The following is a 25,617-nucleotide window of genomic DNA, read 5'->3' on the forward strand; positions in this document are numbered from 1 at the left end:
GCGCAAGGTGCTCAGAGCACCTCGGAGGCAAAGTCTGCCAGACGCGAGCGTTCGCCGCGGGCCAGCGTGACATGGCCGCTGTGGGCCCAGCCCTTGAAACGGTCCACGGCGTAGGTCAGGCCCGAGCTGCCTTCGGTCAGGTAGGGCGTGTCGATCTGCGCCAGATTGCCCAGGCAGACGATCTTGGTGCCGGGGCCGGCGCGGGTGATCAAGGTCTTCATCTGCTTGGGCGTCAGGTTCTGCGCCTCGTCGATGATGACGAACTTGTTCAAAAAGGTGCGGCCGCGCATGAAGTTCAAGCTCTTGATCTTGATCTTGCTGCGCACCAGGTCGTTGGTGGCGGCGCGGCCCCATTCGCCGGCGGCGCTGTCGCCACGGGCCAGCACTTCCAGGTTGTCGTCCAGGGCGCCCATCCAGGGGCTCATCTTTTCCTCTTCGGTGCCGGGCAGGAAGCCGATGTCCTCACCCACAGGCACGGTCACGCGGGTGACGATGATCTCGCTGTAGCGGCGCTCATCCAGCACCTGCGAGAGGCCGGCGGCCAGGGTCATCAGCGTCTTGCCAGTGCCGGCCGTGCCGGTCAGGGTGACAAAGTCGCAGTCGGGATCGAGCAGCAGGTTGAGAGCGAAGTTCTGCTCGCGGTTGCGGGCGGTCACGCCCCAGACCGAGTGCTTCTGGTTGCCGTAGTCCTTGAGCGTGCGCAGCACGGCGGTCTTGCCGGTGATTTCCAGCACCTTGGCGTAGAGCGGCACGGCGCCGGGCGCTTCCAGGTAGACCAGCTCATTGACCAGCAGCGATGGCACCAGGGGGCCGCTGATGCGGTAGAAGGTCAGGCCGCCTTGCTGCCAGCTTTCCATGGTCTTGCCATGACGCTCCCAGAAGTCGGCCGGCAAGGCTTGCACGCCGGTGTAGAGCAGGTCGGAGTCTTCCAGCGTCTTGTCATTGCGGTAGTCCTCGGCCGGCAGGCCCAGGGCACGCGCCTTGATGCGCATATTGATGTCCTTGGACACCAGGACGACTTCGCGCTCGGGCTGCTGGATCTTCAGCGCCTGCACCACGGCCAGGATCTGGTTGTCGGCCTTGCCCTGGGGCAGGCCGGCGGGCAGGGGCGTGTCGATCAGCTGGGTCTGGAAGAACAGCTTGCCGCCGGCTTCACGGTGGCCGGTGTGGTCCAGAGGCAGGCCTTTGGCCATTTCCTCGATGCCGCTGCTCTTCAGGCCACCGGCCAGGTTGTCCAGTTCGCGGCTGACCTGGCGCACATTGCGCGCCACTTCGGTCATGCCTTTTTTGTGCCCGTCCAGCTCTTCCAGCGTGATCATGGGCAGGTAGATGTCGTGTTCCTCGAAGCGGAACAAGCTCATTGGGTCGTGCATCAGCACATTGGTGTCGAGCACAAAGAGCTTGGGCGCGGCGGCGCCGGCCTTGCTGGAGCGGCTGGCCTTGCTGGGCTTGGCCACCGGCGCGGCGGCGGCGGTCGCCCGGCTGGCTTTGGGCTTGTCGGCTGGATAGACCGTCGGCGTCATTGCGTCCAGGGCCTGGCCAGGCGCGGCCTTGGGGGCGGCGGGGCGTGCCTTGGCCGCGGAGGCTGCGGCGCTGACGGTGACGGGCAGCGGCGCGGCGACGACCGTCTTGCTGGCGCTGCTGCGGTTGGGCTTGGGGGCAGGGGCTTCAGCCTTGCTGGGGCTCACCGCCAAGGTGTTTGCAAAGGCGGTGGGCTCGAGGCGGGCGGCGCGTTTGGTCGGGGGCTTGGGCAGTGGCATGGTGCTCAGTGTTCTGACGGGCGCGAACCCGCCATGCTGTCGGAATCGGGAGACGGCAAAAGCCAGCAGCGGCGAAAAAAGCAAAAAGCCGCACAGGCTGCTGTGCGGCTTGATGGGCTTTGTTCTTGGGCTGCGTGGCTCTCGGGCATGAAACCATTATGCACAATGCCGACGACGACTCGTGGCGATCCAAGCGACTCGCTTGGCCCATGAAAAAAGCCGGCGCGGGCAAGGCCCGGTCCGGCTTCGTATCGGCGGCAGCGGAGCTGCCGGCCTGTGGATCAGGCGGTGGTCTTTTTCAGCGCGCCCACTTCCTTCAGCACTTCGTCCACATGGCCGGCCACCTTGATGCCGCGCCATTCGGCACGCAGCACGCCCGAGGCGTCGATCAGGAAGGTCGAGCGCTCGATGCCCTTGACCTTCTTGCCGTACATGATCTTGTTTTTGACGACGCCAAACATATGGCAGAGCTTCTCCTCGGTGTCAGCGATCAGTTCGAAGGGGAGTTCCAGCGTTTGCTTGAACTTGTCGTGCGAGGCCATGTTGTCGCGTGAAACACCGAGCACAACTGCGCCAGCTTTCACGAAGTCCTTGTGACGGTCGCGAAATTGCATCGCTTCCGTAGTACAACCGGGGGTGTTGTCCTTCGGGTAGAAGTACAGCACCACGGCTTGACCTTGATAGGTATGTGGTGTGAACTTCACGCCTCCGGTGGCAAGGGCTTCAATTTCCGGGAGAGGTTTGTTGAGCGCTGGCGTCATGTGGCGTTCTATGTATGATGTGCCCGGCTGGGCATAGCCGTTGATTATACGGCCTTTGATGAGCCCCCTCCGGGAGGCGGCCGCTCGTCATTTAGGGGGATTGCCCTCACCCCTACTCCTCTGGTCTTGTGGCATCGCTCTTTGACTGCCCTTGGCGCTGAGGCTCAGCCTTCGATCAGCAAGGCCGCCAGCACCGCCCGACTCTCGCTGCTCAGCACGTTGTAAGTGCGGCATGCGGCAGCTAGGTCCATGGTCTCGATGCCGATGCGGGCTTCGATCAGGCAACGGTAGAGGCGTGGATTGGCGAAGCGGATGCGGCTGCCACTGCCGAAGATCACCAACTCGGGCTTGAGAGCCAAAATTTGCTCAAAGTGGCTTTCGCTCAAGTCTTCGAAGCGCGTCAGCGCCCAGGCTTGCACATCGCCGCGCCAAGGCACCAGCACGCTGCTGCGGTGTTCGTCGGCATTGACCCGGACGCTTTGCCCGTCGTGGCGCGAAATGATGTTGCCGCCTTGCGGCTCGTCGAGTTGGAATTTCATCGTGGAGGGGGAGGGGGTGGCGACAGCGCCGGGACCTGCGAAGGCTCACTTGCTTGTACTCTCAGGCGGCAGGCGTCTTGGCAGCCGCAGCCCTGTGATTAAATTGTATGGTTTTGCACTGCAACATGAATATCGAAGGCCCATGACCGCAGCGCAGACTCTGATCCTCTACCCGACCGCACCAGGAGTCCCCGTCTTGAAGCCCATCGCCAAGTCCAGCAAGCTCGCCAGCGTCAGCTATGACATCCGTGGCCCCGTGCTGGACAAGGCGCGCCAGATGGAGGACGAGGGGCAGAAGATCATCAAGCTGAACATCGGCAATGTGGCCGCCTTTGGGCTGATGCCGCCGGACGAGATCGTGCAGGACATGATCCGCAACCTGCCTGATGCCGCCGGCTACACCGACAGCAAGGGCCTGTTCGCCCCGCGCAAGGCCGTGGTGCACTACACGCAGGAAAAAGGCGTCAAGGGCGTGACGGTGGACGATGTCTACCTGGGCAATGGTGCTTCTGAGCTGATCCAGATGGCGATGAATGCCCTGGTCAACGACGGCGACGAAGTGCTGATCCCGGCGCCCGACTTTCCGCTCTACACCGCCGTGGTGGGGCTGTCCGGCGGCAAACCGGTGCACTACCTCTGCGACGAAGGCGCGGGCTGGCTGCCCGACCTGAACGACATCGAGTCCAAGATCACGCCGCGCACCCGCGCCATCATGGTCTGCAACCCCAACAACCCGACCGGTGCGCTGTACCCGGACGACCTCTTGCTGGGCATCATCGAGATCGCCCGCCGCCACCAGCTCTTGATCTTCGCGGACGAGATCTACGACAAGACCTTGTACGACGGCAACACCCACACCAGCATGGCCAGCCTGGCCGACGATGTGCTGTTCGTGACTTTTAATGGTCTGTCCAAGAACTATCGCGCCTGCGGCTACCGCGCCGGCTGGATGGTGGTCAGCGGTGAAAAGCGCCATGCCCGCGACTACATCGAGGGCCTGAACATGCTGGCCTCGCTGCGCCTGTGCTCCAACACGCCGGGCCAGTTGGCCATCCAGACCGCGCTGGGCGGTTATCAAAGCATCAAGGATCTGGTGGCCCCGACCGGCCGCCTGTGCCGCCAGCGTGATCTGGCCTACGAGCTGCTGAGCCAGATCCCGGGCGTCAGCGTGGTCAAGCCCAAGGCAGCGCTCTACATGTTCCCGCGCTTGGACCCCAAGGTCTACCCGATCACCGACGACCAGCAGTTTGCCTACGAGCTCCTGGCCGAGGAGAAGGTGCTGATCGTCCAGGGCACCGGTTTCAACTGGGTGGCGCCAGATCACTTCCGCCTGGTCTTCCTGCCCAATTCCGACGACCTGAAGGAAGCGATTGGCCGCATCGAACGCTTCCTGGCCCATTACCGCAAGCGCCACGGCACCTGAGCCGCCCTCCCGGGTTTGTTTTCTTCGAAACGTGAACAGCAAAGTGACAGACAGCATGAAAGCGATCAAAGTCGGCCTCCTCGGCATTGGCACCGTGGGCAGTGGCACCTTCCATGTGCTGCGTCGCAACCAGGCGGAGATCAAGGGCCGTGCCGGCCGCGGCATCGAAGTGAGCATGGTGTGCCGCCGTGATCTGGCGCAGGCGCGTCAAATCGTGGGTGACGCCGATGTGGTGGTCACCGCCGACCCCTTCGAGATCATCCGCAACCCCGAGATCGACATCGTGGTCGAAACCATCGGTGGTTGCGATCTGGCCCGCACCCTGGTGCTGGAAGCCATCGCCCAGGGCAAGCATGTGGTCACCGCCAACAAGGCGCTGCTGGCCGTGCATGGCACGGAGATCTTTGCAGCCGCGCGCGCCAAGGGCGTGATGGTGGCGTTTGAAGCGGCGGTAGCCGGTGGCATCCCCATCATCAAGGCCTTGCGCGAAGGCCTGACCGCCAACCGCATCGAGTGGATCGCCGGCATCATCAACGGCACCACCAATTTCATCCTGTCCGAGATGCGCAGCAAGGGCCTGGACTTCGCCACCGTTTTGAAGGAAGCGCAGCGCCTGGGCTATGCCGAGGCCGACCCGACCTTTGACGTCGAAGGCGTGGACGCCGCCCACAAGCTGACGCTGATGAGCGCCATCGCCTTTGGCGTGCCGGTGCAGTTCGACAAAGCCCATGTGGAAGGCATCAGCCAGCTGCAAGCGGCCGACATCAAGTACGCCGAGCAACTGGGCTACCGCATCAAGCTCTTGGGCCTGACCCGCCGCCGGGACACGGGCATCGAGCTGCGCGTGCACCCGACCCTGGTGCCCATGAGTCGCCTGATTGCCAATGTCGAAGGCGCGATGAACGCCGTGGTGGTGCAGGGCGATGCCGTCGGCACCACGCTTTACTACGGCAAGGGCGCCGGCGCAGAGCCGACCGCTTCGGCTGTGATCGCCGATCTGGTGGACATCACCCGCTTGCACACCGCCGACCCCGACCACCGTGTGCCGCATCTGGCCTTCCAGCCCGACGCGATGAGCGACACCGCCATCCTGCCCATGGCCGAGGTGCTGACCAGCTACTACCTGCGTCTGCGCGTGGCCGACGAGGCCGGCGTGCTCTCGCGCATCACCACCATCCTGGCCGAGCACGACATCTCGATCGACGCGGTGCTGCAGCGCGAATCCAATGAGGGCGAGCGCCAGACCGACCTGATCATCCTGACCCACGAGACCCAGGAAGGCCGCATGAACCTGGCCCTGGCTCAGATGCAAGCTTTGAACACCGTGCTGGCGCCCATCGTGCGTCTGCGCAAGGAAGAGTTGGCCTGATGAGCATGCGTTACATCAGCACCCGAGGCGACAAGACGGAGCGCCGTTTCTGCGACATCTTGCTGGAGGGCTTGGCGCCCGATGGCGGCCTTTACCTGCCGGTGAGTTACCCGCAGGTGGACGATGCGACCCTGACACGCTGGCGCGGCCTGGCCTATGCCGACCTGGCGTTTGAGATTTTGTCGCTCTACATCGACGACATCCCGGCTGAAGACCTGCGCGCCATCACCCGCCGTACCTACACCGAGGCCGTGTTTGGCACGCCCGAGATCACGCCTCTCAAGACTCTGGAGCCGGGCCTCGCCCTGGAAGCGCTGTCCAACGGCCCGACTTTGGCCTTCAAGGACATGGCCATGCAGCTGCTGGGTCAGTTGTTCGAGTACGAGCTGGGCCGGCGCGGCCAGACGCTCAACATTCTGGGCGCCACCTCGGGCGACACCGGCAGCGCGGCCGAATACGCCATGCGCGGCAAGGCCGGCGTCAATGTGTTCATGCTCAGCCCCCATGGCCGCATGAGCCCCTTCCAGCAGGCCCAGATGTTCAGCCTGCAGGACGCCAACATCCACAACATCGCCGTCGAGGGCGTGTTCGACGACTGCCAGGACATCGTCAAGGCGGTCAGCAATGACCTCGAGTTCAAGCGCAAGTACCAGATCGGTACGGTCAACTCGATCAACTGGGCGCGCTTGCTGGCCCAGGTGGTGTACTACTTTGCCGGCTACTTCCAGGCGACGACGAGCAATGCTGAGCGGGTCAGCTTCGCCGTGCCCTCGGGCAATTTCGGCAATGTCTGTGCCGGCCATGTGGCGCGCATGATGGGCCTGCCGATTGCGCATCTGGTGGTGGCCACCAACGAAAACGATGTGCTGGACGAGTTCTTCCGCACCGGCGTCTACCGCGTGCGCGGCAGCGCCGAGACGCACGAGACCTCGAGCCCGTCCATGGATATTTCCAAGGCCAGCAATTTCGAGCGCTTTGTGTTCGATCTGCTGGGGCGAGACGGCCAACGGGTCAAGGGCTTGTTTGGCGAGGCCATTGCCCGCGAAGGGCGCTTCCAGATCAGCGCCGGCGAACATGCCGAGATTGCGCGTTATGGCTTCCAGTCGGGTCGCAGCAACCATGCCGACCGCCTGACCACCATTCGCGCCACCCATGCACGCTACGGCGTGGTGGTGGACACGCACACCGCCGATGGCCTCAAGGTGGCACAAGAGCGCCGCGAGCCCGGTGTGACCATGCTGGTGCTGGAGACAGCTTTGCCGGTCAAGTTCGCGGCCACCATCGAGGAGGCCTTGGGTACAGCGCCGCCGCGCCCAGCGGGCCTGGAGCACATCGAATCTCTGCCCAAGCGGGTGGTGGTGATGCCGGTCGATGTGGCCGCCGTCCAGCGCTTCATTGAAACCCATGTCTGAGCCCCTTGCCGCAAAGGCCAAGCCGGCCATGCTGCCGCTGGACGAGGCGCTGGCCCGCTTGCTGGCTGCTGTTCAGCCCTTGGGCTTGAGCGAAGTGCTGCCCACGGCCGAGGCCCTGGGCCGGGTGCTGAGCCAGGACGTGGTGTCCTTGCTCGACGTGCCGCCTGCCGACAACTCGGCCATGGACGGCTATGCCTTTTGCGCCGCCGATGTGCAGGAGCCGGGCACGGTTCTGCCGGTGGCGCAGCGCGTGCCGGCCGGCGTGGTCGGCGCGGCCCACCAGCCGGGCACGGCGGCGCGCATTTTCACCGGTGCGCAAGTGCCCGTGGGTGCCGACACCGTGCTGATGCAGGAGCAGTGCGAGGCCGTGCCGGGCGAGGGCCTGGGCGCTGTGCGATTCTTGAGCGTGCCCGAGCCGGGCAATGCCATCCGCCGCCGCGGCGAGGATGTGGAGCGCGGCGCCACCGTGCTATCGGTGGGAAGTCGCCTGGATCCGGCGGGCTTGGGCCTGGCTGCTTCGGTTGGCGCGGCACAGCTGAAAGTGGCGCGGCGCCCGCGCGTGGCGCTGTTTTCCACCGGTGATGAGTTGGTCATGCCCGGCGAGCCGCTGCGCCCCGGCGCCATCTACAACTCCAACCGCTTCACCCTGCGCGGCCTGCTGCAAGGCCTGGGCTGCGAGGTGCTGGACCTGGGCATCGTGCCGGACCGGCTCGATGCCACGCGCGCGGCCCTGCGGGAAGCGGCGGCGCGGGCTGACCTCATCATCACCTCGGGCGGCGTTTCCGTCGGCGAGGAAGACCATTTGCGGCCGGCCGTGCAGGCCGAAGGGCAGCTGGAGCTCTGGCAGATCGCGATCAAGCCGGGCAAGCCCTTGGCTTTCGGTTCGGTGCGGCGCAATGGTGATAGCGGTTCAGCATGGTTCATCGGTCTGCCTGGCAATCCAGTGGCCAGTCTGGTGACCTTCAGCTTGCTGGTTCGGCCGGTGATCTTGCGCCTGCAGGGCGCCACCCGCCTGAAGCCGCGCGCCTATGCGCTGCGTGCCGATTTCGCCTGGCCCAAGGCCGACCGGCGCCAGGAGTTCCTGCGCGCCCGGCTCAACGAGGCCGGCGGCCTGGACCTGTTCGCCAACCAAAGCTCGGGTGTGCTGAGCTCGGCGGTCTGGGGTGACGGCCTGGTGGACAACCCTTCGGGCTGCCGCATCGCTCCAGGCGACACGGTGCGCTTTTTGCCTTTCAGCGAGTTGTTGTCATGAGTGAGGCCGTGGTCTTGATCCAGGTGCAGCTGCGCTTCTTTGCATCCTTGCGTGAGCAGCTGGGTGCGGGCGAGCGACTCGAGATCCCCGCTGGCACCAGCGTGGCCGCTTTGCGCGAGCAGCTTTGTGGACGCTCGGCGACGCATGCAGAGGCCTTGGGGCCTGGGCGAGCCGTTCGTTGTGCGCTCAACCAGCAGATGGTGGTGCGCGATGAGTTGCTGATTCCGGCCAACGCCGAGCTGGCTTTCTTCCCTCCGGTCACCGGCGGCTGAGGCGCTGAGGCTGCTGTGCAGGGCTTGCACCTGACTGCCGATTTGCGCGGCTGCGATCCGCAGTCGGCGCTCATGCTGGACCCGGCTGCGCTGGGACGTTTGTGCCGTGAGTCCGTCCAGTCTGCGGGTTTGGGCGCTGTGGCCGAGCTTTTCCATCGCTTTGAGGTCGCACCCGGCTGCGAGCAAAGCGGCATCACAGGCGTGGTGCTGCTGGCCGAATCGCATCTGGCCATTCACACCTGGCCCGAGCTGGGCGGCGTCACGCTCGACGTGTACGTCTGCAACTTGGTGGGCGACAACAGCGCCGCGGCCGAACGGTTGATGCAACTTCTTTGCGATGCTTTTTCAGCGCGCGAGCGGCGCAAGCAGCGTTTGGTACGCGGCTGACGAGGTCGGCTGGAATCTGCGGCGGATTCAACCGGTCGTCGCAACACATTCGCTGAATCTCTCAGCGGGCGTTTGGAAGCCGAGCGTCTTGCGCGGCCTCTCGTTCAATTGTCTGGCGATCGCGTTGAGTTGGTGTTGTGAGTAGCCCGAGATGTCGATGCCTTTGGGTAGGTACTGCCTGAGCAGCCCATTGGTGTTCTCGTTGCTACCTCGCTGCCAAGGGCTTTGCGGGTCACAGAAGTAGACCTGAATATCGGTGGCCATGGTGAATCGCTTGTGCCCATGCATCTCCGTGCCTCGGTCCCATGTGAGCGACTTGTAGAGCTCCTGCGGCAGCTTGCGGGCATGCTTGATAAGCGCGTTGACGACCGTCTGCGAGTCCTTGCCTTCCAGCTTCACCAGCATCACGTATCGCGTCTGGCGCTCGACCAGCGTCGCGATCTGGCTGTTGCTGCTGCCGAAGACCAGGTCTCCTTCCCAATGGCCAGGCACCGCCCGGTCCTCGATTGACGCGGGCCGCTCGCTGATCGAGACCGCGTCGACGATCTGGCCATGAATCGCGGTCTTCTGCGTGTATGAGCGAGAGCGCCGCATGCCGCGCGTGCGCCGCAGGTGCTCCAGCAACTCCTTCTTCAAGGCACCGCGCGCTTGAATGAACAGGCTGCGGTAGATCGTCTCGTGTGACACGTGAAAACTGTGGTCGTTCGGATAAGTATGCTGGAGCCGGCCCGCAATTTGCTCGGGCGACCAGAGCTTACGAAGCATGTCAGCCACGATGCCAGCCAAAGCCCGGTTCTTGGCAAGCTTACAGAGCTTCGGTCGAAGGGCCCGCTCCCACGCAGCTTGGTCGGCCAGGGCTGCGCGATAGCCATCCTGCCCGCCGTTGCGGCTGACTTCTCGGCTGATCGTCGACGGCGCCCTTCCGAGTTGGGCAGCGATCGAACGCATTGAATGCCCGGCCATCAGCGCCCGCGAGATCTCCTCTCGCTCCTCCAGCGTCAACGCACTTGCGCAGCGCTGCCGCTCGGGCGGTCGAATACCACCGGTCTTCGAAAGAATGCCATGGATCGACGTGTGCGGCCGGTCGAACAGCTTGCCAATCTCATGAAGCGTCCAACCCTCCTTCCAACGTTCCCACATCAATGCCTTCTGGGTGGCCGTGTAGTACGTACGAGTCCGGTACTTCATCTGCAACACTCCTTCTGCTCAAGCAGTGGTTAGTGTGTTGCATTGACCGGTTGAATCCGCCGCACTGAGCAGCCGTTCGGTTGGGCGGAGATTGGGCCGCCTGGCCACTCTGCTCCGTTCATGTCCCCCGGCCCCCGACTGCGTCGGGCGCCTCCTCCTTTACTTCACTGCGCAGAGCACCCAGCCGGCCCAATCCAGCACGGTCTTGCCCTTCGACGAAGACGGCGACCGGTTGAACTGACAAGGGGTGTCGGGTGAGTGCTGAAGCGAAGTCAAGGAGGAGGTCCGCGCGCAGCGCGGGCCGGGGGACATGAGCGGAAGCACTCGCCCGGCGACCCTTGGCAACGGCCAAATCTGAGCGGCTGCTCAGTGCCGATCGCAGTCTTTCAAGGTGCCGCTCACAAGCAAAAAAGCCCCGCAGTTGTGGGGCTTCTTATGGATACGATCGGATCGGTGAAGATCAGAAGGCGTAGTTCAGGCCCAGGTTGAACTGGTGAATCTTGAACTCGGCGCTTTCGCCGCCAGCGCTGATCTTGTTGTTGCCCAGGTTCACGTACTCAGCACGCAGGCTCAGGGCCTTGTCGAACTGGTAGGCGCCGCCCAGACCGAAGAAAGCCTTGGTCTTGTGCAGCGAGAAGTCGACCTTGCTGAAGGTGAAGTCCAGCGAGTTGCGGCTCACGCCCAGGCGTGCGAACAGCGAGAACTCCTTGTTCAGCGGAGCGATGCCCAGGGCCGACAGTTGCAGGGAGTTGGCCGACAGCTTGATGCCGTCTTCCTTCCAAGAGCCCAGGCGGCGAACCGAGGCTTCGAAGGCCACATTGGTGTTCAGCTGATAACCCACGGTCGCGCCGAAGCCGGTGCGGGTCGAGGAATCGCCTTGAGCCTTGAACTTGGTGGAGCCGATATCGCCTCCCACATACCAGCTGTTGTCAGCGGCGCAAGCGGTGGAAGCGGCGAAGGCCAGAGCGGCCAGGGCAAAAATCTTCTTCATGGGATAGGTACTCTTTTTTAGGATCACAAGAAACTCTCCCTCCGGAGAGAGGCGCGGATCCTCCCCGTGCTTTCGCGAGGGTGTTGTATCGACCCATCAAGGTTTGATCACACGCTGAGCTGGTGCGGCGGCTGCGGGCGGTGCGCTGTCTCCGAGCAAGTAACGTGCACCCGCGCCGTGCCGCGCCGCTTGGTCTTCCGGGTTGTAGAGCGCGCATTTGCTCAAGGAGAGGCAGCCGCAGCCTATGCATGAGCTCAAGGTGTCGCGAAGTCGCGTGAGTTCGGCAATGCGCTGATCGAGCAAGGGGCGCCAAGAGGCGGAGAGTCGCTGCCAGTCGGCCACGGTGGGTGTACGGCCATCTGGCAGCTGGGCGAGGGCGGTGCGGATCTGCTCCAGGCTCAAGCCGACCGCCTGAGCCGCACGGACAAAAGCCAGACGGCGCAGATCGCTGCGTGCGTACTGGCGCCGACCGCTGCCGCTGCGCGTGCTTTGCATCAGCCCCGCGTCTTCATAGAAGCGCAGGGCACTGGCCGCCACGCCGCTGCGGCGTACCAGTTCACCGATGGGGAGCCGTTCTGTGGGTGCCGCAGTGGCCTTGGCACGCCTTTTCGGTTGCGCCGTGGCAGCGTCGATGGGTAGCTTGGTGGCGGACTTCAGGGGCATATGTGTCCTGATCAGCACGACAAAACAGAACTTGACTTCAAGTTCACTTGAGCTTTCAGTATAGAGGTCTTGCATCACCTCCGAGCGCTTCCACCATGCCCAGTTCCACCGTTTCCAGCAGCAGCCAGCTCCATGCCTGGCTGGACCGCAGCCTTGCTTTCCCGCCCGAGTATGGCCAGCAGTTGAGCAGCCATCTGCCCATGGCTCTTCAGGCTTTGCACAGCCTGGGCGCCGATGAGGCTCGCATCGAAAGCTTCTTCGCAAGCTACACCGAGCGCTTCGAGGGCCGCCGCAGCCAGAGCGAGGGGCGAGTCTTGCCTGATTGGCAAGCGGCACTGGGTCGCTACGAGGCCTTTGCAGATCTGCGGCACAGCTTCGCGGCTGCTCTCGCCGAGCAGGGGTGCGACGCATTGTTGCGCCAGGTTCTGCCGGTGCTGCTGCCTGGTGTCTCGGCCGTGGCTTTTCATGGCGCAATCCGTACCGCACATGCACTCGAGTCCAGCCATGCTGTGGAGCTGGCCTCGGCCTTGGCCTACTGGGCTTGTCGCTGGCAAGTCTTGCCGGCGCCGGCTGCCGGACCCGCTTCGCTGCGTCAGCAGGAGGGCTGGTCACAAGCGCTGGTCGACGGTGCCAAGTCCTGGCGCAGTGAGGCGCCCTTGATTTTTCTGCGCATGGAAGCGGCGACACAGACGCCCTTGTATGCCGAATTGGCCCACGGTCTGGCGCCCGCCGCTTCGCTGGAGCAGCGCCTCGCTGAGTTTGCGCATTTGGCATTGACTTACTACCTGGACAGCGCCAACTTCACCGTCTTGCACATGATCACCGGTCTGCGCGCCCTGCGCCTGCTCTTGCCCTGGCTGCCGGAGACCTTGCGTTCTGATCCGGCCGCCCAGGATCTGCTGGGCGAGGCTTTTGTCGCGGCCTATATGGCGGGGCGGGTCCAGCCTCGATCGACTGCGAAGGCACTGGCCCGAACTGCGGACCTGAGCTGGAGCGAGTTGGCTGAGGCTGCCACGCAAGCCCGCGATGACCACACGATCAAGCTCGTCCACGCCTGCCACGAGGAAATGGCAGTCTATGGCGATGCCCGTTATCTCCAGGCGGCGGCCCTGGTCTTGCGCTGATTCCTGAAAAAGGAAAAGCCCCGCTGTGGCGGGGCTTTGCTGTCATTCAGAGGAGCCGGCGGACCGGCGTCAAGGCCGGCCGGCTCAGAAGGCGTAAGTCACGCCGACGTTGAACTGGTGCATCTTGACGCTGGTGTCGCCCACCTTGTTGTTGCCCAGATTGGTGTACTCGCCGCGCAGAGCGACGTTCTTGGCCACTTGGTAGCTGGCACCGATGCCGAACAGTGCCTTGTTCTTGTGGACCGATGCACTGACCGCACCTTCGGTCAAGTCCAGGGAGTTGCGGCCCATGCCCAGGCGGCCGTAGATCGAGAACTCGTTGGTGATCGGAGCGATGCCCAGCACCGAGGCTTGCAGAGCGTTGGCGCTGATCTTGCTGCCGCCTTCATTGAAGTTGCCCAGGCGGCGAGCCGACAGTTCGAAGGCCACATTGGGGTTCAGGGTGTAGCCCAGGGTGGCGCCGAAGCCGGTCTTGGAGCGGGATTCGCCATCGGCTTTGAACTTGCTCGAGCCGATGTCACCACCGACGTAGAAGTTGCTGTCGGCGGCAGAGGCGGTGGTGGCGATCAGGGCCAGGGCGGCGGCGGCGATGAATTTGTTCATGGTGTGGACTGCTTTCAGGGAAAAGTTGCGGTTGAAATCAAGCTCCCCCTCGGGAGATGCTTCGCACTCTAATCAGGCTTCTCTGCGGTGTCGCGGCCTGCGCTGCAGGTGCCGGCATGCAGTCGATAAGTCTTGAATATCGCTACCTTCCCTTGTTTTTTTATTTGATGGATGCAATTTTCGCAACCGTAACCGCGGTTTCGCGGCCACGGGTGTAGGCCTCTTCAAACACCGAGTAGCCCGCCAAATCGCTGTGTGCGAAGTGAATCCGCCCCTGCGGTCGGCGCAGGGCCTGCAGGGCGGGCGAGCCGCGCAGGCCCGGGCTTGGAATGCTCATCGCATGGCCCCAGCGCACCAGATCGGCCCGCTGCAAGAGCCCGGGCAGATCGGGGTGAACCGTGCTCAATTCGGCCAAGACCTCGGTCAGCCAGTGGCGCCAATCTGAGCGCAGCAGCTCGCCGCGGCGCACCTGCGGCAAGGCCCAATAGGCGCTGAGGACGGTCGGCCCGCTCACGGGCTTCAGACTCTGGTGCATGGCGTCCACATAGCCGAGCGCCTGGCTGCCATAGACGACATTGTCCCAAGACGGCGCCACGCCCAGGCCTTGCAGCATGGGCCCTTTGAGCTGCAGATTGGCGACCAACCAGGGGGCATGACGCTGCAATGCGACGGCATCGTTCAGCGCTGGAATGGCCTGGCCCAGCAGGCGCTGAGCGACGAACAGCGGTGTTGCCAGGACCAGTTGCTGGCATTGCCATCGCTCTTCGCGCTGTGCGGCCTCGTTCCAGACCCGCAGCGTGATCTCATGCTTGCCGGTATCGACATGCAGCACCGTGCGCCCGCGCTGAATCTGCGGCTGCAAGGGGGCCGCGATGGCTTCGCTGAGAAAGGCATTGCCCTGCGGCCAGGTCAGCACGGGCTCGCGCTCCTGCGTGTCCGAGCCCGGCGGATGGAAGCCGTGGCGGCTGGCGAAATAGTGCAGGCCGGCCCAGGCCGAGACGGCCTCTGGACCGGCGCCGTAATCGTCACGGCAGCAGTAATCCAGGTACCAGCGCAGCTGCGGGTCATCGAGCCCTTGCTGGTTCAACCATTCGGCAAAGGTCTGGGCGTCGAGCGCTGCATGGCTGGCGGTCCAGGGCAGACGATGGCTGGGCATGGCAAAGCCGAGTTTGCGCTGCGCGCGCTCCACCGCCTGTTCAAAGCGCTGAAGCTGAGTGACGGCCGCTGGGCTGCGCGCCGGCGGCAACAGACCCTCCAGCCACTGGCCTTGGAAGTACAGGCGCTCCTGCGGGCTGTGGCAGAGCTGACGTTCATCCCAGACGGGGCGGCCGAGCTCCTGGCGCACCAGGCCCAGTTCTTCAAGCAACTGATAGACCTCGCGCGCATGTGGCCCCGGCAAGGGCAGGTAATGGGCGCCCATGGGGCAGGCCATGCCGCCCATACGGTGGCCCCGGCTGTTGCCACCGACCTCGTCTTCCAGCTCCAGCAGCGCGAAATCGTCGATGCCGGCCTGGCTGAGGCCGCGCGCGCAGCCCAGACCGGCGATGCCGCCGCCGACGATCAAAACCTGGCGCCGCTGTGTCGGCAAGCTGTGGTGGCTGCTGCCCGCGGGCAGGGGCTGGCGCAGGCGGTGACCGCGTTCGGCGCTCGCGCCCAGCCAGCCGCCGGGCAGGCCGGCCAGATCTGGCGCCTGTGCCTGGCAGCCTTGCAAGAGCGCGCTGCCCCCGCCGGCCAGCGCTGCCAGCATCAGTTCGCGACGACGCAGCGCCATCAATGCACCTGCCCCCATTCGGCCTCGAATTCGTGCACCAGAACCTGGTTGGACAGGCGGTTCACTTCGGTCGGCACTCGCGCCATATCGGGCGGGAAATTGAGCAAGGCCGGCAGGCCGGCCGTGCTCAGGAAACGCAAGCCCTCGGGCAGCTGTCGCGGCATGGCCCAGGGCCGGCGCCCGGCCAGCACAAAGCCCCATTCGCCGAAGCTGGGTACATGGGCGTGGTAAGGCGTGGTCGTGAGCCCCGCCGATTCCAGGGTGCTCACTACCGTCCAGAAGCTGCGCCGTGCGATTAGGGGCGAGGTGGTCTGCACCACGGCATAGCCGCCGGCATTGAGGCGCTGGTCGATCAGGCGGTAGAAGCTGCTGCTGTAGAGCTTGCCGAGTGCGAAATTGCTGGGGTCGGGGAAGTCGATGACGATGACGTCGAAGTGTTCGTCGGCCGGCTGTTCTTCCAGCCAGCCAAAGGCGTCGGCATTGACGATCTTCAGCTTGGGGTTGAGCAAGGCGTCGCGGTTGAGCTGGCGCAGCAGGGGGAGGGTGGAGAAAAGCCGGGTCATGTGCGGGTCCAGCTCGACCAGGGTGACACGCTCGACGCTGGGGTAGCGCAGCACCTCGCGCACGGCCATGCCGTCGCCGCCGCCCAGCACCAACACGCGCTTGGGCGCGCCGTGGCCGGCCATGGCGGGGTGGACCAGGGCTTCGTGGTAGCGGTATTCGTCGCGCGAATGGAACTGCAGATTGCCGTTCAGAAACAGGCGCGTGCCGGCCTGGCCCGAGGTCACCACCACGCGCTGGTAGTCGCTGCTTTCGCGCACGATGATGTGCTCGCCGTAAAAACGGTCCTCGGCCCAGGTGTTGAGTCGCTCCGCCAGGAGCATGGCGACCAGCAACACGAGCAGGCTCAGCGCGCATGCGAGGGCATGGCCGCGCCAGGCGCGCAGCTCGCTGCGGAACAGGTAGAGCGCCCAGATCGCCACGCCCACATTGAGCAGGCCGAAGAACAGCCCGGTGCGCACCAGACCCAGATGCGGCACCAGCAGCAAGGGGAAGGCCAGGGCGACCACCAGGGCACCGAGGTAGTCGAAGGTCAGCACCTGTGAGACCAGATCGCGCAAGGCATAGCGGTGGCGGAACTGCTTCTTGAGGATGCGCATGACCAGCGGAATCTCCAGCCCGACCAGGGCCCCGACCAGCAGCACCAGGCCATAGAGCAGCACGCGAAACGCGGCCTGATGGCCCGGAGGAAGCAGGCTGTGAGCCAGGAAGAGGGCGGCCGGCATCAGGCCGCCGACCAGCCCCACCAGCAGCTCGATCTTCAGGAACTGCGCAATCAGCTGGCGCTCGACATAGCGGCTCAGCCAGGAGCCCAGGCCCATGGCAAACAGATAGGTGCCGATGATGGTGGAGAACTGCAGCACCGAGTCACCCAGCAGATAGCTGGCCAAGGCCCCGGCCGCCAGCTCGTAGACCAGACCGCAGGCAGCCACCACAAAGACGCTGGCCAGCAGCAGGACCTCGTGCAGGGAAATGCGGCCGGCCGCCGCTTCCGCGGCTTCAGTTGGGGCAATGCGCTGCGGTGCTGGGGTGCTCATGGTGTCGGGCGACGAAGGGGTGGGCGTGGGGGGCTTCATTGTGGCTGGCCAGTGCTGCGTGGTGTTTTGGGCGGCACCGTGCGGCGGGGTGGGTGGGTTCACCACCTGTTTACGGGGGCGTGGAGCAGATGTGCGGTCTGAGCGTGAAGTGCATCACTGCTGCTATGCCAGCCCCAGAGTTTTTGCCCTGACACTGGATTCAATCCACAAGCCAACAGGAACCGACGATGAAGCGCATGACTCTGAGCCAACTGTCCCGCAGCGCCGCCTGCCTGATCGCCCTCAGTGCGGGCGTAGCCCAAGCAGGCATCGTCAGCAATGGTGGCTTCGAGAACCAAACCGGAAGCAATGTGGGAGGCTACTGCTACACCAACACGGCAGGATGCTCTGTGTCCGGCTGGTCCAGCACCGGCAGCAATGGCACCGTGGTCATTGGCGCCAACAGCGGCGCCTGGGGCACGCCCAGCAGCCTGGCGAACAGCCTGGGCGGCCTCGGCAATATCGTGATCGGTCTGCAGGGCAACAGCAGCACGATTTCCCAAACCCTGAACCTGGATGCCAACAGCCTGATCGAGCTGAGCTGGTACGACGCCGGGCGCAGCAACTGGTCGGGCCTGCAGAGCTACAGCGTTTCCTTCGGCGGCAAGGACCTGGGCACTTTCTCCACCAATGCCGGCCAGGGCTGGAGCCAGCATCAGCTGCGCTTCACGGCCAGTGGCTCGGGTCTGCTGGAGTTCCGCAGCCTGAATCTGGGCAGCTATGACCGCACCAGCTTCATCAACGGCGTGCAAGCCACTGCCACCCAAGTGCCGGAACCGCAGTCGCTGGCCCTGACCTTGGTCGCCCTGATGGCCGTAGGCCTGGTGCGTCGCCGCCGCAGCGCCTGAATCTTCAGTGATGGGCCCGCCTGGCCTGAGCCAGTCGCGCCCATCAGCCGTGAATTGCCGCGGCCACGATCTGGCCGATCGAGATGCACATCGCCCCAACCACGATGGCCAGGGCGACGTTCTTGTGTTCGACGATCTCCTCCCAGAGCTTGTAGGGCGTCAGCTTGTCGATGATGACGAAGCTGATCCAGAACACCAGCACGCCGATCAGGGCGTAGAGGATGGAGCCCAGGACGATGCCGGGCTTGAGCCATTCAAATGTATGTTCCATGGGTGTGTTCTCCTCAAGTCTTGCCTTGTCGCGGGTTCATTTGTGGCCGCCGCCACCGCTGCTGTAGCCGCCGTATGAGCCACCGTAAGAGCCGCCCGATGAGCCTCCGTACGAACCTCCGCCCGAACTGATGCGAGCGCCGCTTCGGCGGCATTGCTGGTACTCGGCGCTGGCTTCGCCGTAGCTGTCCTTGTAGGCCTGACAGTCGTCCCGGCTGCAGGCGCGTAGCAGCAAGACCAGTACCAGCAGGATGAAGACCGCAATGACGATCTTGCGCAGCAAGCCGCCGCCGTCACTGAGGCTGCTGGCATCGCGGCCCAGGGCCGCAGCGCGCTCGGGTGCCAGTTTGAAAGCGCGAGCCACCACGGCCGAGTCGAGCTTGCGCCCGAGGCTCCAGACCACCTCGTTGTCGGTCTGCTCGCGGCTGAGCAGCATTTGTCGTGCCTCGCCTTGACCCTCGTAGTCGCTGACCAGGGCGCGCTGCTCGCGGCTGACCTGCCAGTAGAACTCGCCGAGCACATAGGTGACTTTGGCCTGGTAGGTCCAGCGCTTCTTGTAGCTCTTGCCGCCCCAGTCGATGCGTTCGCCGCGGCTGCTCACCGGGGCGCCGGTCAGGGGCCGCACCAGGCTCCAGCCTTCCTCGGTGTCGACGAGAAAGGCAAAGCCTTCCACCTTGTTGTAGAGCAGGTACTCGCGCCAGAAGGTTTGCTCGTCCTCGCTGCTTTCGGGCAAGTCGCAGCGCTCCTGGTAGCCGACCACCTGCCAGCTGATGGCCTGGCCGGTCTCGGTCTGCAGCATGCCCGTGCTGCCCAGACGCAGCTGTGGCTCCATGCCGTTGTTCTGGGCATAGTGTTCGAGATCGGCCCCGGCGCCTTGCGAGATGTCCACCACCGCATGGCACTGGCCGCAGACGATCGAACGGGTGCTGCTGAGGCTCGGCGTCAGGGCGGCGCCGCAGCTGGGGCATTCCAGGCTGCGCGATTTCAGGTCTTTGCTGCTGCTGGCCTCCTCGCGCAGGCCTTGCATGGCCATGGCGTCCAGGCGGATAGCGCGGCCCAGCGACCAGATCGGTGCCGCGCTGCTCGATTGCAGGTTGGGGCTGAAATCCAGACTGCCGACTTCATTGCCGGGCCCGCGCAATTCGGCCACCAGGTACTGCCGCTCGGCACCGAGCTGAGGTGGACTTGGCAGCTCACCTTGAGCCGCACGCAGATGGCACTGGGTGACGGCCGCCACCGTCCAGCGCTGGCCGGCCAGTTGCAGCGTGCGGTCGAGGATCAGCTCTTGCGCCTTGGGCGCGGTTTCGGACAGCGACGCCTCGAAGGCCATGACATAACTGCCGTTGTCCTCGGCCAGCCAGCCGGAGCGCGGCCCGGCGGCACCGCCATCAAACAGCACATGCCATTCGTTCCAGCTGCCCTCGGCATAGGCGATTTGCTGGCGGCCGACGACGGTGAAGGGCGCTCCGGCGTAGCGTCCGCTGGCGCCGATCTGAAGCGGCGAATAGTCTTCGATCAGCTCGGCGCTGAGGCCGATCTTGCGCAGGGCATCGCCCTCGCGCAAGAGACTGCTGCGGCAATAGCTGCAAACAGCGCTGGCGGAGGCCGCCGAAGCGAACTCCACCGTGGCGCCGCAATTCGGGCAGGCCGCCTGCCAGCGGCGCTGAGGCGCGCCGGACGGGGTCGTGTCGGATGTCAAGACGCGCGCTGCTTCAGCTCAGCTTTTTCAGCAAGTCGGCCTTCTTGGCGGCGAATTCCTCGTCGGTCAGGATGCCCTTGGTCTTGAGGTCACCGAGCTTCTCCAGCAGCAGCACGATGTCATCGGCCGTTTGTAAGGCTGTTTGCACAGCCGGTGCGGCTGCGGCCGCCAGGGGAGCGGCGGCAGCCGCCAGTCCGCCTTGCAGCTGCTGGGCCAGCACCTGGCCCATGGCCAGGCCCGCGCCCAGGCCCATGGCGTCGCCCGCGACGCCGCCGCCTCCGCCCTGGCCCACGCCTTCGGCCAGCTTGGGGATGGCTTGCGCGGTCTGGTACTGCATGAACTGGCCCATGTTCTGGCCGATCATGCCCATGCCGATCTTTTGGTCCAGGATCTTCTGCAGCTCTTCCGGCAGGGAGACGTTTTGCAGCGTCACGCTTTCCAGCTTCAGGCCGATTTTTTCAAACTCGGGCGCGGTGGCGGTTTGCAGCTGGCGCGCAAACTCGATCTGGTTGGCCGCCAGGTCCAGGAAGGGGATGCCGCTCTGGGCCACCGCGTCGCTGATGTGTTGCAGCATCAGGCCGCGCAGCTGGCCGTCCAGATCCTGCACGGTGTAACGCTCGCGCGTGCCGGAGATCTCGGTGTGGAAGAGCTTGGCATCGGCCACGCGGTAGACGAAATTGCCGAAGGCGCGCAGGCGCACGGCACCAAAGTCCTTGTCGCGGATGGTCACCGGCTGCTGCGTGCCCCAGCGTTGGTCCACCTGTTGGCGGGTGCTGAAGAAGTAGACATCGCTCTTGAAGGGCGATTCGAAGAGCTTGTCCCAGTTCTTCAGGTAGGTCAGCACCGGCAGGGTCTGGGTATTCAGGGTGTGGGTGCCCGGCCCGAAGACATCGGCCACCTTGCCCTCGTTGACGAACACGGCCAGTTGCGACTCGCGCACCGTTAGCGAGGCGCCGTACTGGATTTCCATGTCGGCCATGGGGAAGCGCCAGGCCAGCGTGCCGTCTCCATCCTCGGTCCATTGGAGGATGTCTATGAACTGCTTCTTGATGAAATCCATCAGGCCCATGGCCACGTCTCCTTGTTGTCACTCCGTTCGCATGCTGCTGGCACTTGTTGATGAAATTGATCATGAACAAGCATCGAAGCCCATACTTCGACCCGAACCGACAGCGCTTGGCGGGCAGTATGCGACAAAGTACCAAAGCTACCGTTCGGCAGCCCGGGTCAAATTCACCGTCGCTCCCCAAGCTGGATGTGATACCTCCGACCGCCGATGACACAATTCGCGCCATGACAGCCAGCCCTACCCGCGTCCGCATCCAGACGGAAGATTTTGACTTGAGCCAGGAAGCGGCTGCCTTGCGCGCGGGCGATGGTCGCACAGGTGCTGTAGTCAGTTTTTTGGGCACGGTGCGCGATGTGGGCGGCGAGGCGCCCGCCATCGAGGCGATGGAGCTGGAGCATTACCCCGGCATGACTGAGGCCAGCATCGAAGCCATGATCGATGCCGCCATGCAACGCTTCGACATCCACGGCGCGCGAGTGATTCACCGCGTCGGCCGCCTGGCCGCGCTGGACCAGATCGTGCTGGTGCTGGTGACATCGCGTCACCGCGGCCAGGCCTTTCAAGCCTGCGAATTCTTGATGGATTACCTCAAGACCCAGGCACCGTTCTGGAAGAAGGAATACACGGCCGAGGGCGGGCAGTGGGTCGATGCACGCGAATCGGACGACAAGGCCTTGGCACGCTGGGGCATTGATGCGGCCGGCAATGCTGGAGCGGCCGCATGAGCAGCGCATCCTCGGTCTGGCTCGTCCAGGGGGTAGCCGTTGCAGGCGGTGCCGCTCTGGGGGCGCTCTGCCGCTGGATCGCCGGCGTCTACCTCAACAGCAGCTACGCCGGTTTCCCGCTCGGCACCTTGCTGGTCAATCTGGTCGGCGGCCTGCTCATCGGCATGGCGCTGGAATGGTTCGGCCGCACGCCGGATGAGTTCCTGCGCCTGCTGCTGGTCACCGGCTTTCTCGGTGGCTTGACCACCTTCTCGGCCTTCTCGGGTGAATCGCTGGGGCTGCTGCAGCGGGGCGAGATGGGGATGGCCTTGCTGCACGCCGCGGCCCATGTGCTGGGCTCGCTGGCGTGCGCGGCGCTGGGCATGAAGCTGATGCGGCACTGGCTGGCGATGGGCGCTTGATGTCACCAGCAGGGCTGGGGCGGCGACCGAGTTCATGAGTTGCTAACTCGACGGCGCCCCGAGCCAGCCAGGTGCCGGCTTATTGCTCAGCCATGCGGCGGCGCCGCGACGACAACCAGCCGAACAAGGCCAACCCGGAGAACATCAGTGCCCAGCTCGAGGGCTCGGGTACGGCTGCCACCCGCAAGGTGATGTCGCTCGCGTTGTATTCAATGCTCAGCGTCAAGCCCGGGTTGCCCAGCCATTGCACCTGGCTGAAGCTCCCCCCGCCGATCATCTGGCTGAAGCTGGCGATCTTGAAACTGTCTCCCACCTGAGGGGCGAATCCGTCCAGGCTTTCCACCTTCAGCACGCCGGCGACGCGCAGGTCACTGCTGATGCTGATGGAATCAAAGCTGCTCAAGCTGGCCAGATCAATGTCCAGTACCGAGCCGCTGCCCAGGGTCAGATCGCCATCGATGGCCAGGTGACCGACAGTGGACAAGGTTCCCGGGGCGATTTCGCCCAGGTTCAGCAACGCATAGTTCAGACCCGCAGTCCGGACCGTGCCGTCGCCTTCCAGTCGCCCCTGGTTGTTGAAGCTGGCCTCAGAGGAGGCCAGGTTCGCGCCCGCGGCAATGCGGGCGATGCCGGTGTTGTTCCACGCGCTTCGCAGCAAGAAGGTGCCCGAGTTGATGTTGATCCGGCCGCTGTTGTTGAAGCCATAGGCGTTGGTGGTGCCCAGGCCGTTGCGCTCGTAGGTGCCGGCGTTGTTGAAGCTGCCGTTGCCGTAGTAGCCCAGGGAGCGGCTGCCGGAGGGGCTGAGTGCGCCGGCATCGACGAAGCTGGTGCCGGTGGCGACGTTGATGCGGGCATCGGTGCCGGTGGAGATGGTGCCGTTGCCGGCAGACCAGGTGGCGCCACCGTTGAGGTTGAGGGTGTGGGTGGCGTCGACGGTTTGGTTGTTGGTGCCGGTGAAGCTGGCGGCACCGGTGATGGTGGTGGCGCCAGGGCCGAAGAGAGAGCCGGAGACGAAGGTCAGGGCGCCGCTGGTGAGCAGGCCACTGCCGCCGCGGTTGCCGCCGGCCAGGCCCAGGCTGGACAGGCTGTGGCTGCCCTCGTTGTAGAAGCTGCCGTAGTCCAGTTGCAGGGCGCCGTTGATGGTGGCGGCTGCGGTGAGGGTGAGGTTGCCACCGCTCTGGCGCAGCAGGCCGGCGTTGCTGACGCTGCCGGAGATGGTGGAGTTGCCGCCGTTGTAGTCGAGCAGGGCGTCGCTGGCGATCTGGATCTGGCCGGTGGAGGTGGAGGCCGAGCGCATGATCAGATTGCCGGCATTGACCTTGAGCAAGCCGCTGTTGTTGAAGCCGTAGGCGTTGGTGGTGCCCAGGCCGTTGCGCTCGTAGGTGCCGGCGTTGTTGAAGCTGCCGTTGCCGTAGTAGCCCAGGGAGCGGCTGCCGGAGGGGCTGAGTGCGCCGGCATCGACGAAGCTGGTGCCGGCGGCGACGTTGATGCGGGCATCGGTGCCGGTGGAGATGGTGCCGTTGCCGGCAGACCAGGTGGCGCCACCGTTGAGGTTGAGGGTGTGGGTGGCGTCGACGGTTTGGTTGTTGGTGCCGGTGAAGCTGGCGGCGCCGTTGATGGTGGTGGTGCCAGGGCCGAAGAGAGAACCGGAGACGAAGGTCAGGGCACTGCTGGTGAGCAGGCCGCTGCCGCCGCGGTTGCCGCCGGCCAGGCCCAGGCTGGACAGGCTGTGGCTGCCCTCGTTGTAGAAGCTGCCGTAGTCCAGTTGCAGGGCGCCGTTGATGGTGGCGGCTGCGGTGAGGGTGAGGTTGCCACCGCTCTGGCGCAGCAGGCCGGCGTTGCTGACGCTGCCGGAGATGGTGGAGTTGCCGCCGTTGTAGTCGAGCAGGGCGTCGCTGGCGATCTGGATCTGGCCGGTGGAGGTGGAGGCCGAGCGCATGATCAGATTGCCGGCATTGACCTTGAGCAAGCCGCTGTTGTTGAAGCCGTAGGCGTTGGTGGTGCCCAGGCCGTTGCGCTCGTAGGTGCCGGCGTTGTTGAAGCTGCCGTTGCCGTAGTAGCCCAGGGAGCGGCTGCCGGAGGGGCTGAGTGCGCCGGCATCGACGAAGCTGGTGCCGGCGGCGACGTTGATGCGGGCATCGGTGCCGGTGGAGATGGTGCCGTTGCCGGCAGACCAGGTGGCGCCGCCGTTGAGGTTGAGGGTGTGGGTGGCGTCGACGGTTTGGTTGCTGGTGCCGGTGAAGCTGGCGGCGCCGTTGATGGTGGTGGTGCCAGGGCCGAAGAGAGAACCGGAGACGAAGGTCAGGGCACTGCTGGTGAGCAGGCCGCTGCCGCCGCGGTTGCCGCCGGCCAGGCCCAGGCTGGACAGGCTGTGGCTGCCCTCGTTGTAGAAGCTGCCGTAGTCCAGTTGCAGGGCGCCGTTGATGGTGGCGGCTGCGGTGAGGGTGAGGTTGCCACCGCTCTGGCGCAGCAGGCCGGCGTTGCTGACGCTGCCGGAGATGGTGGAGTTGCCGCCGTTGTAGTCGAGCAGGGCGTCGCTGGCGATCTGGATCTGGCCGGTGGAGGTGGAGGCCGAGCGCATGATCAGATTGCCGGCATTGACCTTGAGCAAGCCGCTGTTGTTGAAGCCGTAGGCGTTGGTGGTGCCCAGGCCGTTGCGCTCGTAGGTGCCGGCGTTGTTGAAGCTGCCGTTGCCGTAGTAGCCCAGGGAGCGGCTGCCGGAGGGGCTGAGTGCGCCGGCATCGACGAAGCTGGTGCCGGCGGCGACGTTGATGCGGGCATCGGTGCCGGTGGAGATGGTGCCGTTGCCGGCAGACCAGGTGGCGCCGCCGTTGAGGTTGAGGGTGTGGGTGGCGTCGACGGTTTGGTTGCTGGTGCCGGTGAAGCTGGCGGCGCCGGTGATGGTGGTGGTGCCAGGGCCGAAGAGAGAGCCGGAGACGAAGGTCAGGGCGCCGCTGGTGAGCAGGCCACTGCCGCCGCGGTTGCCTCCGGCCAGGATCAAGCGGCCCAGCAGTCGGTCGCTGTCCAGAATGGCGCTGCCGGTGTTGATGCTTGCCGTGTCCCCGGAGCCAGGCAGGCCCAGCAGGGACCACTTGCTCGTGTCGGTCCAACTACCAGTTCCGCCCAGCCAGACGTAGTCCAGCGCCTGGGCTGGACCGGCGCCCAGTGCCAGCAAGCTGGCCAGGAGTAGGGGGCTCATGCGCATGGGCATCGGCTTCTTTGATGGGCGGCGAGATGGAATACGCGGTGCGTTTTTCATGTGGATCCCTGTGGTGAAGTGGTGCGGACGTGGGCAACTGGACGGAGTGAATGACGATGGGGTGCCGGGCTTCATGGGCCTGATCAGGCGAACGAGGCTGAGCCAGTGAAACGGCTGGTCGTCCCGTCGCCAGCGCCTTGTGCGCACCGACCCCTTAGAGACGAGCACGCCCCAAGCTCGTCAGGGCCGGATGA

At 64.9% G+C, this 25,617-nt stretch carries 24 protein-coding genes; 11 read left to right on the forward strand and 13 right to left on the reverse strand.

What is annotated here, in order from left to right; genetic code table 11:
- Window positions 1-11: 11 nt before the first annotated feature.
- The 3 genes from ACQY39_RS11515 to ACQY39_RS11525 form a co-directional block, all read right to left on the reverse strand.
- Window positions 12-1,760, reverse strand: a complete 1,749-nt coding sequence (locus ACQY39_RS11515) for a PhoH family protein (protein ID WP_428506310.1) — start codon at window positions 1,758-1,760, stop codon at window positions 12-14.
- A gap of 281 nt (window positions 1,761-2,041) precedes the next feature.
- The gene (locus tag ACQY39_RS11520; protein ID WP_428506312.1) at window positions 2,042-2,521 is read right to left on the reverse strand and encodes a peroxiredoxin; all 480 of its coding nucleotides are present in this window, start codon (window positions 2,519-2,521) and stop codon (window positions 2,042-2,044) included.
- A 164-nt stretch (window positions 2,522-2,685) separates the two neighbouring features.
- Window positions 2,686-3,060: an Mth938-like domain-containing protein gene (locus ACQY39_RS11525; RefSeq protein WP_428506314.1), complete on the reverse strand. Its 375-nt coding sequence runs from the start codon at window positions 3,058-3,060 to the stop codon at window positions 2,686-2,688.
- A 142-nt stretch (window positions 3,061-3,202) separates the two neighbouring features.
- Between ACQY39_RS11525 and ACQY39_RS11530 the strand changes: the two genes are divergently transcribed.
- Genes ACQY39_RS11530 through speD form a run of 6 tightly spaced genes read left to right on the forward strand, consistent with a single transcriptional unit; the run spans window position 3,203 to window position 9,175 of the window.
- Entirely contained in the window at window positions 3,203-4,483 is a 1,281-nt protein-coding gene (locus ACQY39_RS11530; protein ID WP_428506316.1) for a pyridoxal phosphate-dependent aminotransferase, read from the forward strand.
- Between the two features lie 55 nt (window positions 4,484-4,538).
- Window positions 4,539-5,852 carry a homoserine dehydrogenase gene (locus ACQY39_RS11535; RefSeq protein WP_428506318.1) on the forward strand — a complete coding sequence of 438 codons (1,314 nt, stop codon included), beginning with the start codon at window positions 4,539-4,541 and terminating at the stop codon, window positions 5,850-5,852.
- Between the two features lie 5 nt (window positions 5,853-5,857).
- Window positions 5,858-7,264, forward strand: coding sequence for a threonine synthase (thrC, locus tag ACQY39_RS11540; RefSeq protein WP_428510791.1), 1,407 nt, complete (start codon window positions 5,858-5,860; stop codon window positions 7,262-7,264).
- Window positions 7,257-8,516, forward strand: a complete 1,260-nt coding sequence (locus tag ACQY39_RS11545) for a molybdopterin molybdotransferase MoeA (RefSeq protein ID WP_428506320.1) — start codon at window positions 7,257-7,259, stop codon at window positions 8,514-8,516. Before thrC ends, ACQY39_RS11545 begins: the two co-directional genes overlap by 8 nt.
- Complete coding sequence (locus tag ACQY39_RS11550) at window positions 8,513-8,788, forward strand: MoaD/ThiS family protein (RefSeq protein WP_428506322.1); 276 nt, start codon at window positions 8,513-8,515, stop codon at window positions 8,786-8,788. Before ACQY39_RS11545 ends, ACQY39_RS11550 begins: the two co-directional genes overlap by 4 nt.
- 15 nt (window positions 8,789-8,803) lie before the next feature.
- A complete protein-coding gene (gene speD / locus ACQY39_RS11555) occupies window positions 8,804-9,175 on the forward strand; it encodes an adenosylmethionine decarboxylase (protein ID WP_428506324.1) in 372 nt (123 codons plus the stop codon).
- 27 nt (window positions 9,176-9,202) lie between these two features.
- Here the strand turns inward: speD and ACQY39_RS11560 are convergent, their stop codons facing one another.
- The 3 genes from ACQY39_RS11560 to soxR all read right to left on the reverse strand — a co-directional run bounded on the left by ACQY39_RS11560 (window position 9,203) and on the right by soxR (window position 12,017).
- Complete coding sequence (locus tag ACQY39_RS11560) at window positions 9,203-10,363, reverse strand: IS30 family transposase (protein WP_428506326.1); 1,161 nt, start codon at window positions 10,361-10,363, stop codon at window positions 9,203-9,205.
- Window positions 10,364-10,823: 460 nt separating this feature from the next.
- Window positions 10,824-11,354, reverse strand: a complete 531-nt coding sequence (locus ACQY39_RS11565) for an outer membrane beta-barrel protein (RefSeq protein WP_428506328.1) — start codon at window positions 11,352-11,354, stop codon at window positions 10,824-10,826.
- A gap of 96 nt (window positions 11,355-11,450) precedes the next feature.
- Complete coding sequence (gene soxR, locus ACQY39_RS11570) at window positions 11,451-12,017, reverse strand: redox-sensitive transcriptional activator SoxR (protein WP_428506330.1); 567 nt, start codon at window positions 12,015-12,017, stop codon at window positions 11,451-11,453.
- 95 nt (window positions 12,018-12,112) lie between these two features.
- Between soxR and ACQY39_RS11575 the strand changes: the two genes are divergently transcribed.
- Window positions 12,113-13,141 (forward strand): questin oxidase family protein, encoded by a 1,029-nt coding sequence (locus ACQY39_RS11575; protein ID WP_428506332.1) that lies wholly within the window; start codon window positions 12,113-12,115, stop codon window positions 13,139-13,141.
- Window positions 13,142-13,225: 84 nt separating this feature from the next.
- Here ACQY39_RS11575 and ACQY39_RS11580 read toward each other — a convergent pair whose 3' ends face one another.
- The 3 genes from ACQY39_RS11580 to ACQY39_RS11590 all read right to left on the reverse strand — a co-directional run bounded on the left by ACQY39_RS11580 (window position 13,226) and on the right by ACQY39_RS11590 (window position 17,113).
- Window positions 13,226-13,744: an outer membrane beta-barrel protein gene (locus ACQY39_RS11580; protein ID WP_428506334.1), complete on the reverse strand. Its 519-nt coding sequence runs from the start codon at window positions 13,742-13,744 to the stop codon at window positions 13,226-13,228.
- A gap of 160 nt (window positions 13,745-13,904) precedes the next feature.
- Window positions 13,905-15,515 carry a flavin monoamine oxidase family protein gene (locus ACQY39_RS11585; RefSeq protein ID WP_428506336.1) on the reverse strand — a complete coding sequence of 537 codons (1,611 nt, stop codon included), beginning with the start codon at window positions 15,513-15,515 and terminating at the stop codon, window positions 13,905-13,907.
- Window positions 15,515-17,113: a polyamine aminopropyltransferase gene (locus ACQY39_RS11590; protein ID WP_428506338.1), complete on the reverse strand. Its 1,599-nt coding sequence runs from the start codon at window positions 17,111-17,113 to the stop codon at window positions 15,515-15,517. The genes ACQY39_RS11585 and ACQY39_RS11590 overlap by 1 nt, the downstream gene beginning before the upstream one ends.
- Before the next feature lie 227 nt (window positions 17,114-17,340).
- Here ACQY39_RS11590 and ACQY39_RS11595 point away from each other — a divergent pair, with 227 nt between their 5' ends.
- The gene (locus tag ACQY39_RS11595; RefSeq protein WP_428506340.1) at window positions 17,341-18,000 is read left to right on the forward strand and encodes a PEP-CTERM sorting domain-containing protein; all 660 of its coding nucleotides are present in this window, start codon (window positions 17,341-17,343) and stop codon (window positions 17,998-18,000) included.
- A gap of 43 nt (window positions 18,001-18,043) precedes the next feature.
- On the opposite strand, the gene ACQY39_RS11600 is transcribed toward ACQY39_RS11595, so the two are convergent.
- From ACQY39_RS11600 to ACQY39_RS11610, 3 genes are read right to left on the reverse strand one after another with little or no spacing between them, the layout of a single operon-like run.
- Window positions 18,044-18,271: a DUF350 domain-containing protein gene (locus ACQY39_RS11600; RefSeq protein WP_428506342.1), complete on the reverse strand. Its 228-nt coding sequence runs from the start codon at window positions 18,269-18,271 to the stop codon at window positions 18,044-18,046.
- A gap of 36 nt (window positions 18,272-18,307) precedes the next feature.
- Window positions 18,308-19,969 (reverse strand): DUF4178 domain-containing protein, encoded by a 1,662-nt coding sequence (locus ACQY39_RS11605; protein ID WP_428506344.1) that lies wholly within the window; start codon window positions 19,967-19,969, stop codon window positions 18,308-18,310.
- Between the two features lie 13 nt (window positions 19,970-19,982).
- Window positions 19,983-21,038, reverse strand: a complete 1,056-nt coding sequence (locus tag ACQY39_RS11610) for an SPFH domain-containing protein (protein WP_428506346.1) — start codon at window positions 21,036-21,038, stop codon at window positions 19,983-19,985.
- Window positions 21,039-21,262: 224 nt separating this feature from the next.
- Here ACQY39_RS11610 and ACQY39_RS11615 point away from each other — a divergent pair, with 224 nt between their 5' ends.
- Entirely contained in the window at window positions 21,263-21,763 is a 501-nt protein-coding gene (locus ACQY39_RS11615) for a molybdenum cofactor biosynthesis protein MoaE (RefSeq protein WP_428506348.1), read from the forward strand.
- Window positions 21,760-22,164, forward strand: a complete 405-nt coding sequence (crcB, locus tag ACQY39_RS11620; protein ID WP_428506350.1) for a fluoride efflux transporter CrcB — start codon at window positions 21,760-21,762, stop codon at window positions 22,162-22,164. The genes ACQY39_RS11615 and crcB overlap by 4 nt, the downstream gene beginning before the upstream one ends.
- Window positions 22,165-22,243: 79 nt before the next feature.
- Here the strand turns inward: crcB and ACQY39_RS11625 are convergent, their stop codons facing one another.
- A complete protein-coding gene (locus ACQY39_RS11625; RefSeq protein ID WP_428506352.1) occupies window positions 22,244-25,363 on the reverse strand; it encodes a beta strand repeat-containing protein in 3,120 nt (1,039 codons plus the stop codon).
- Here ACQY39_RS11625 and ACQY39_RS11630 point away from each other — a divergent pair.
- Window positions 25,362-25,532, forward strand: a complete 171-nt coding sequence (locus tag ACQY39_RS11630; protein ID WP_428506354.1) for a hypothetical protein — start codon at window positions 25,362-25,364, stop codon at window positions 25,530-25,532. The two genes, ACQY39_RS11625 and ACQY39_RS11630, sit on opposite strands and share 2 nt — an antisense overlap.
- Window positions 25,533-25,617 lie beyond the last annotated feature (85 nt).

Source organism: Roseateles sp. (genome assembly GCF_965262435.1).
Classification (GTDB): Bacteria; Pseudomonadota; Gammaproteobacteria; order Burkholderiales; family Burkholderiaceae_C; genus Paucibacter_A.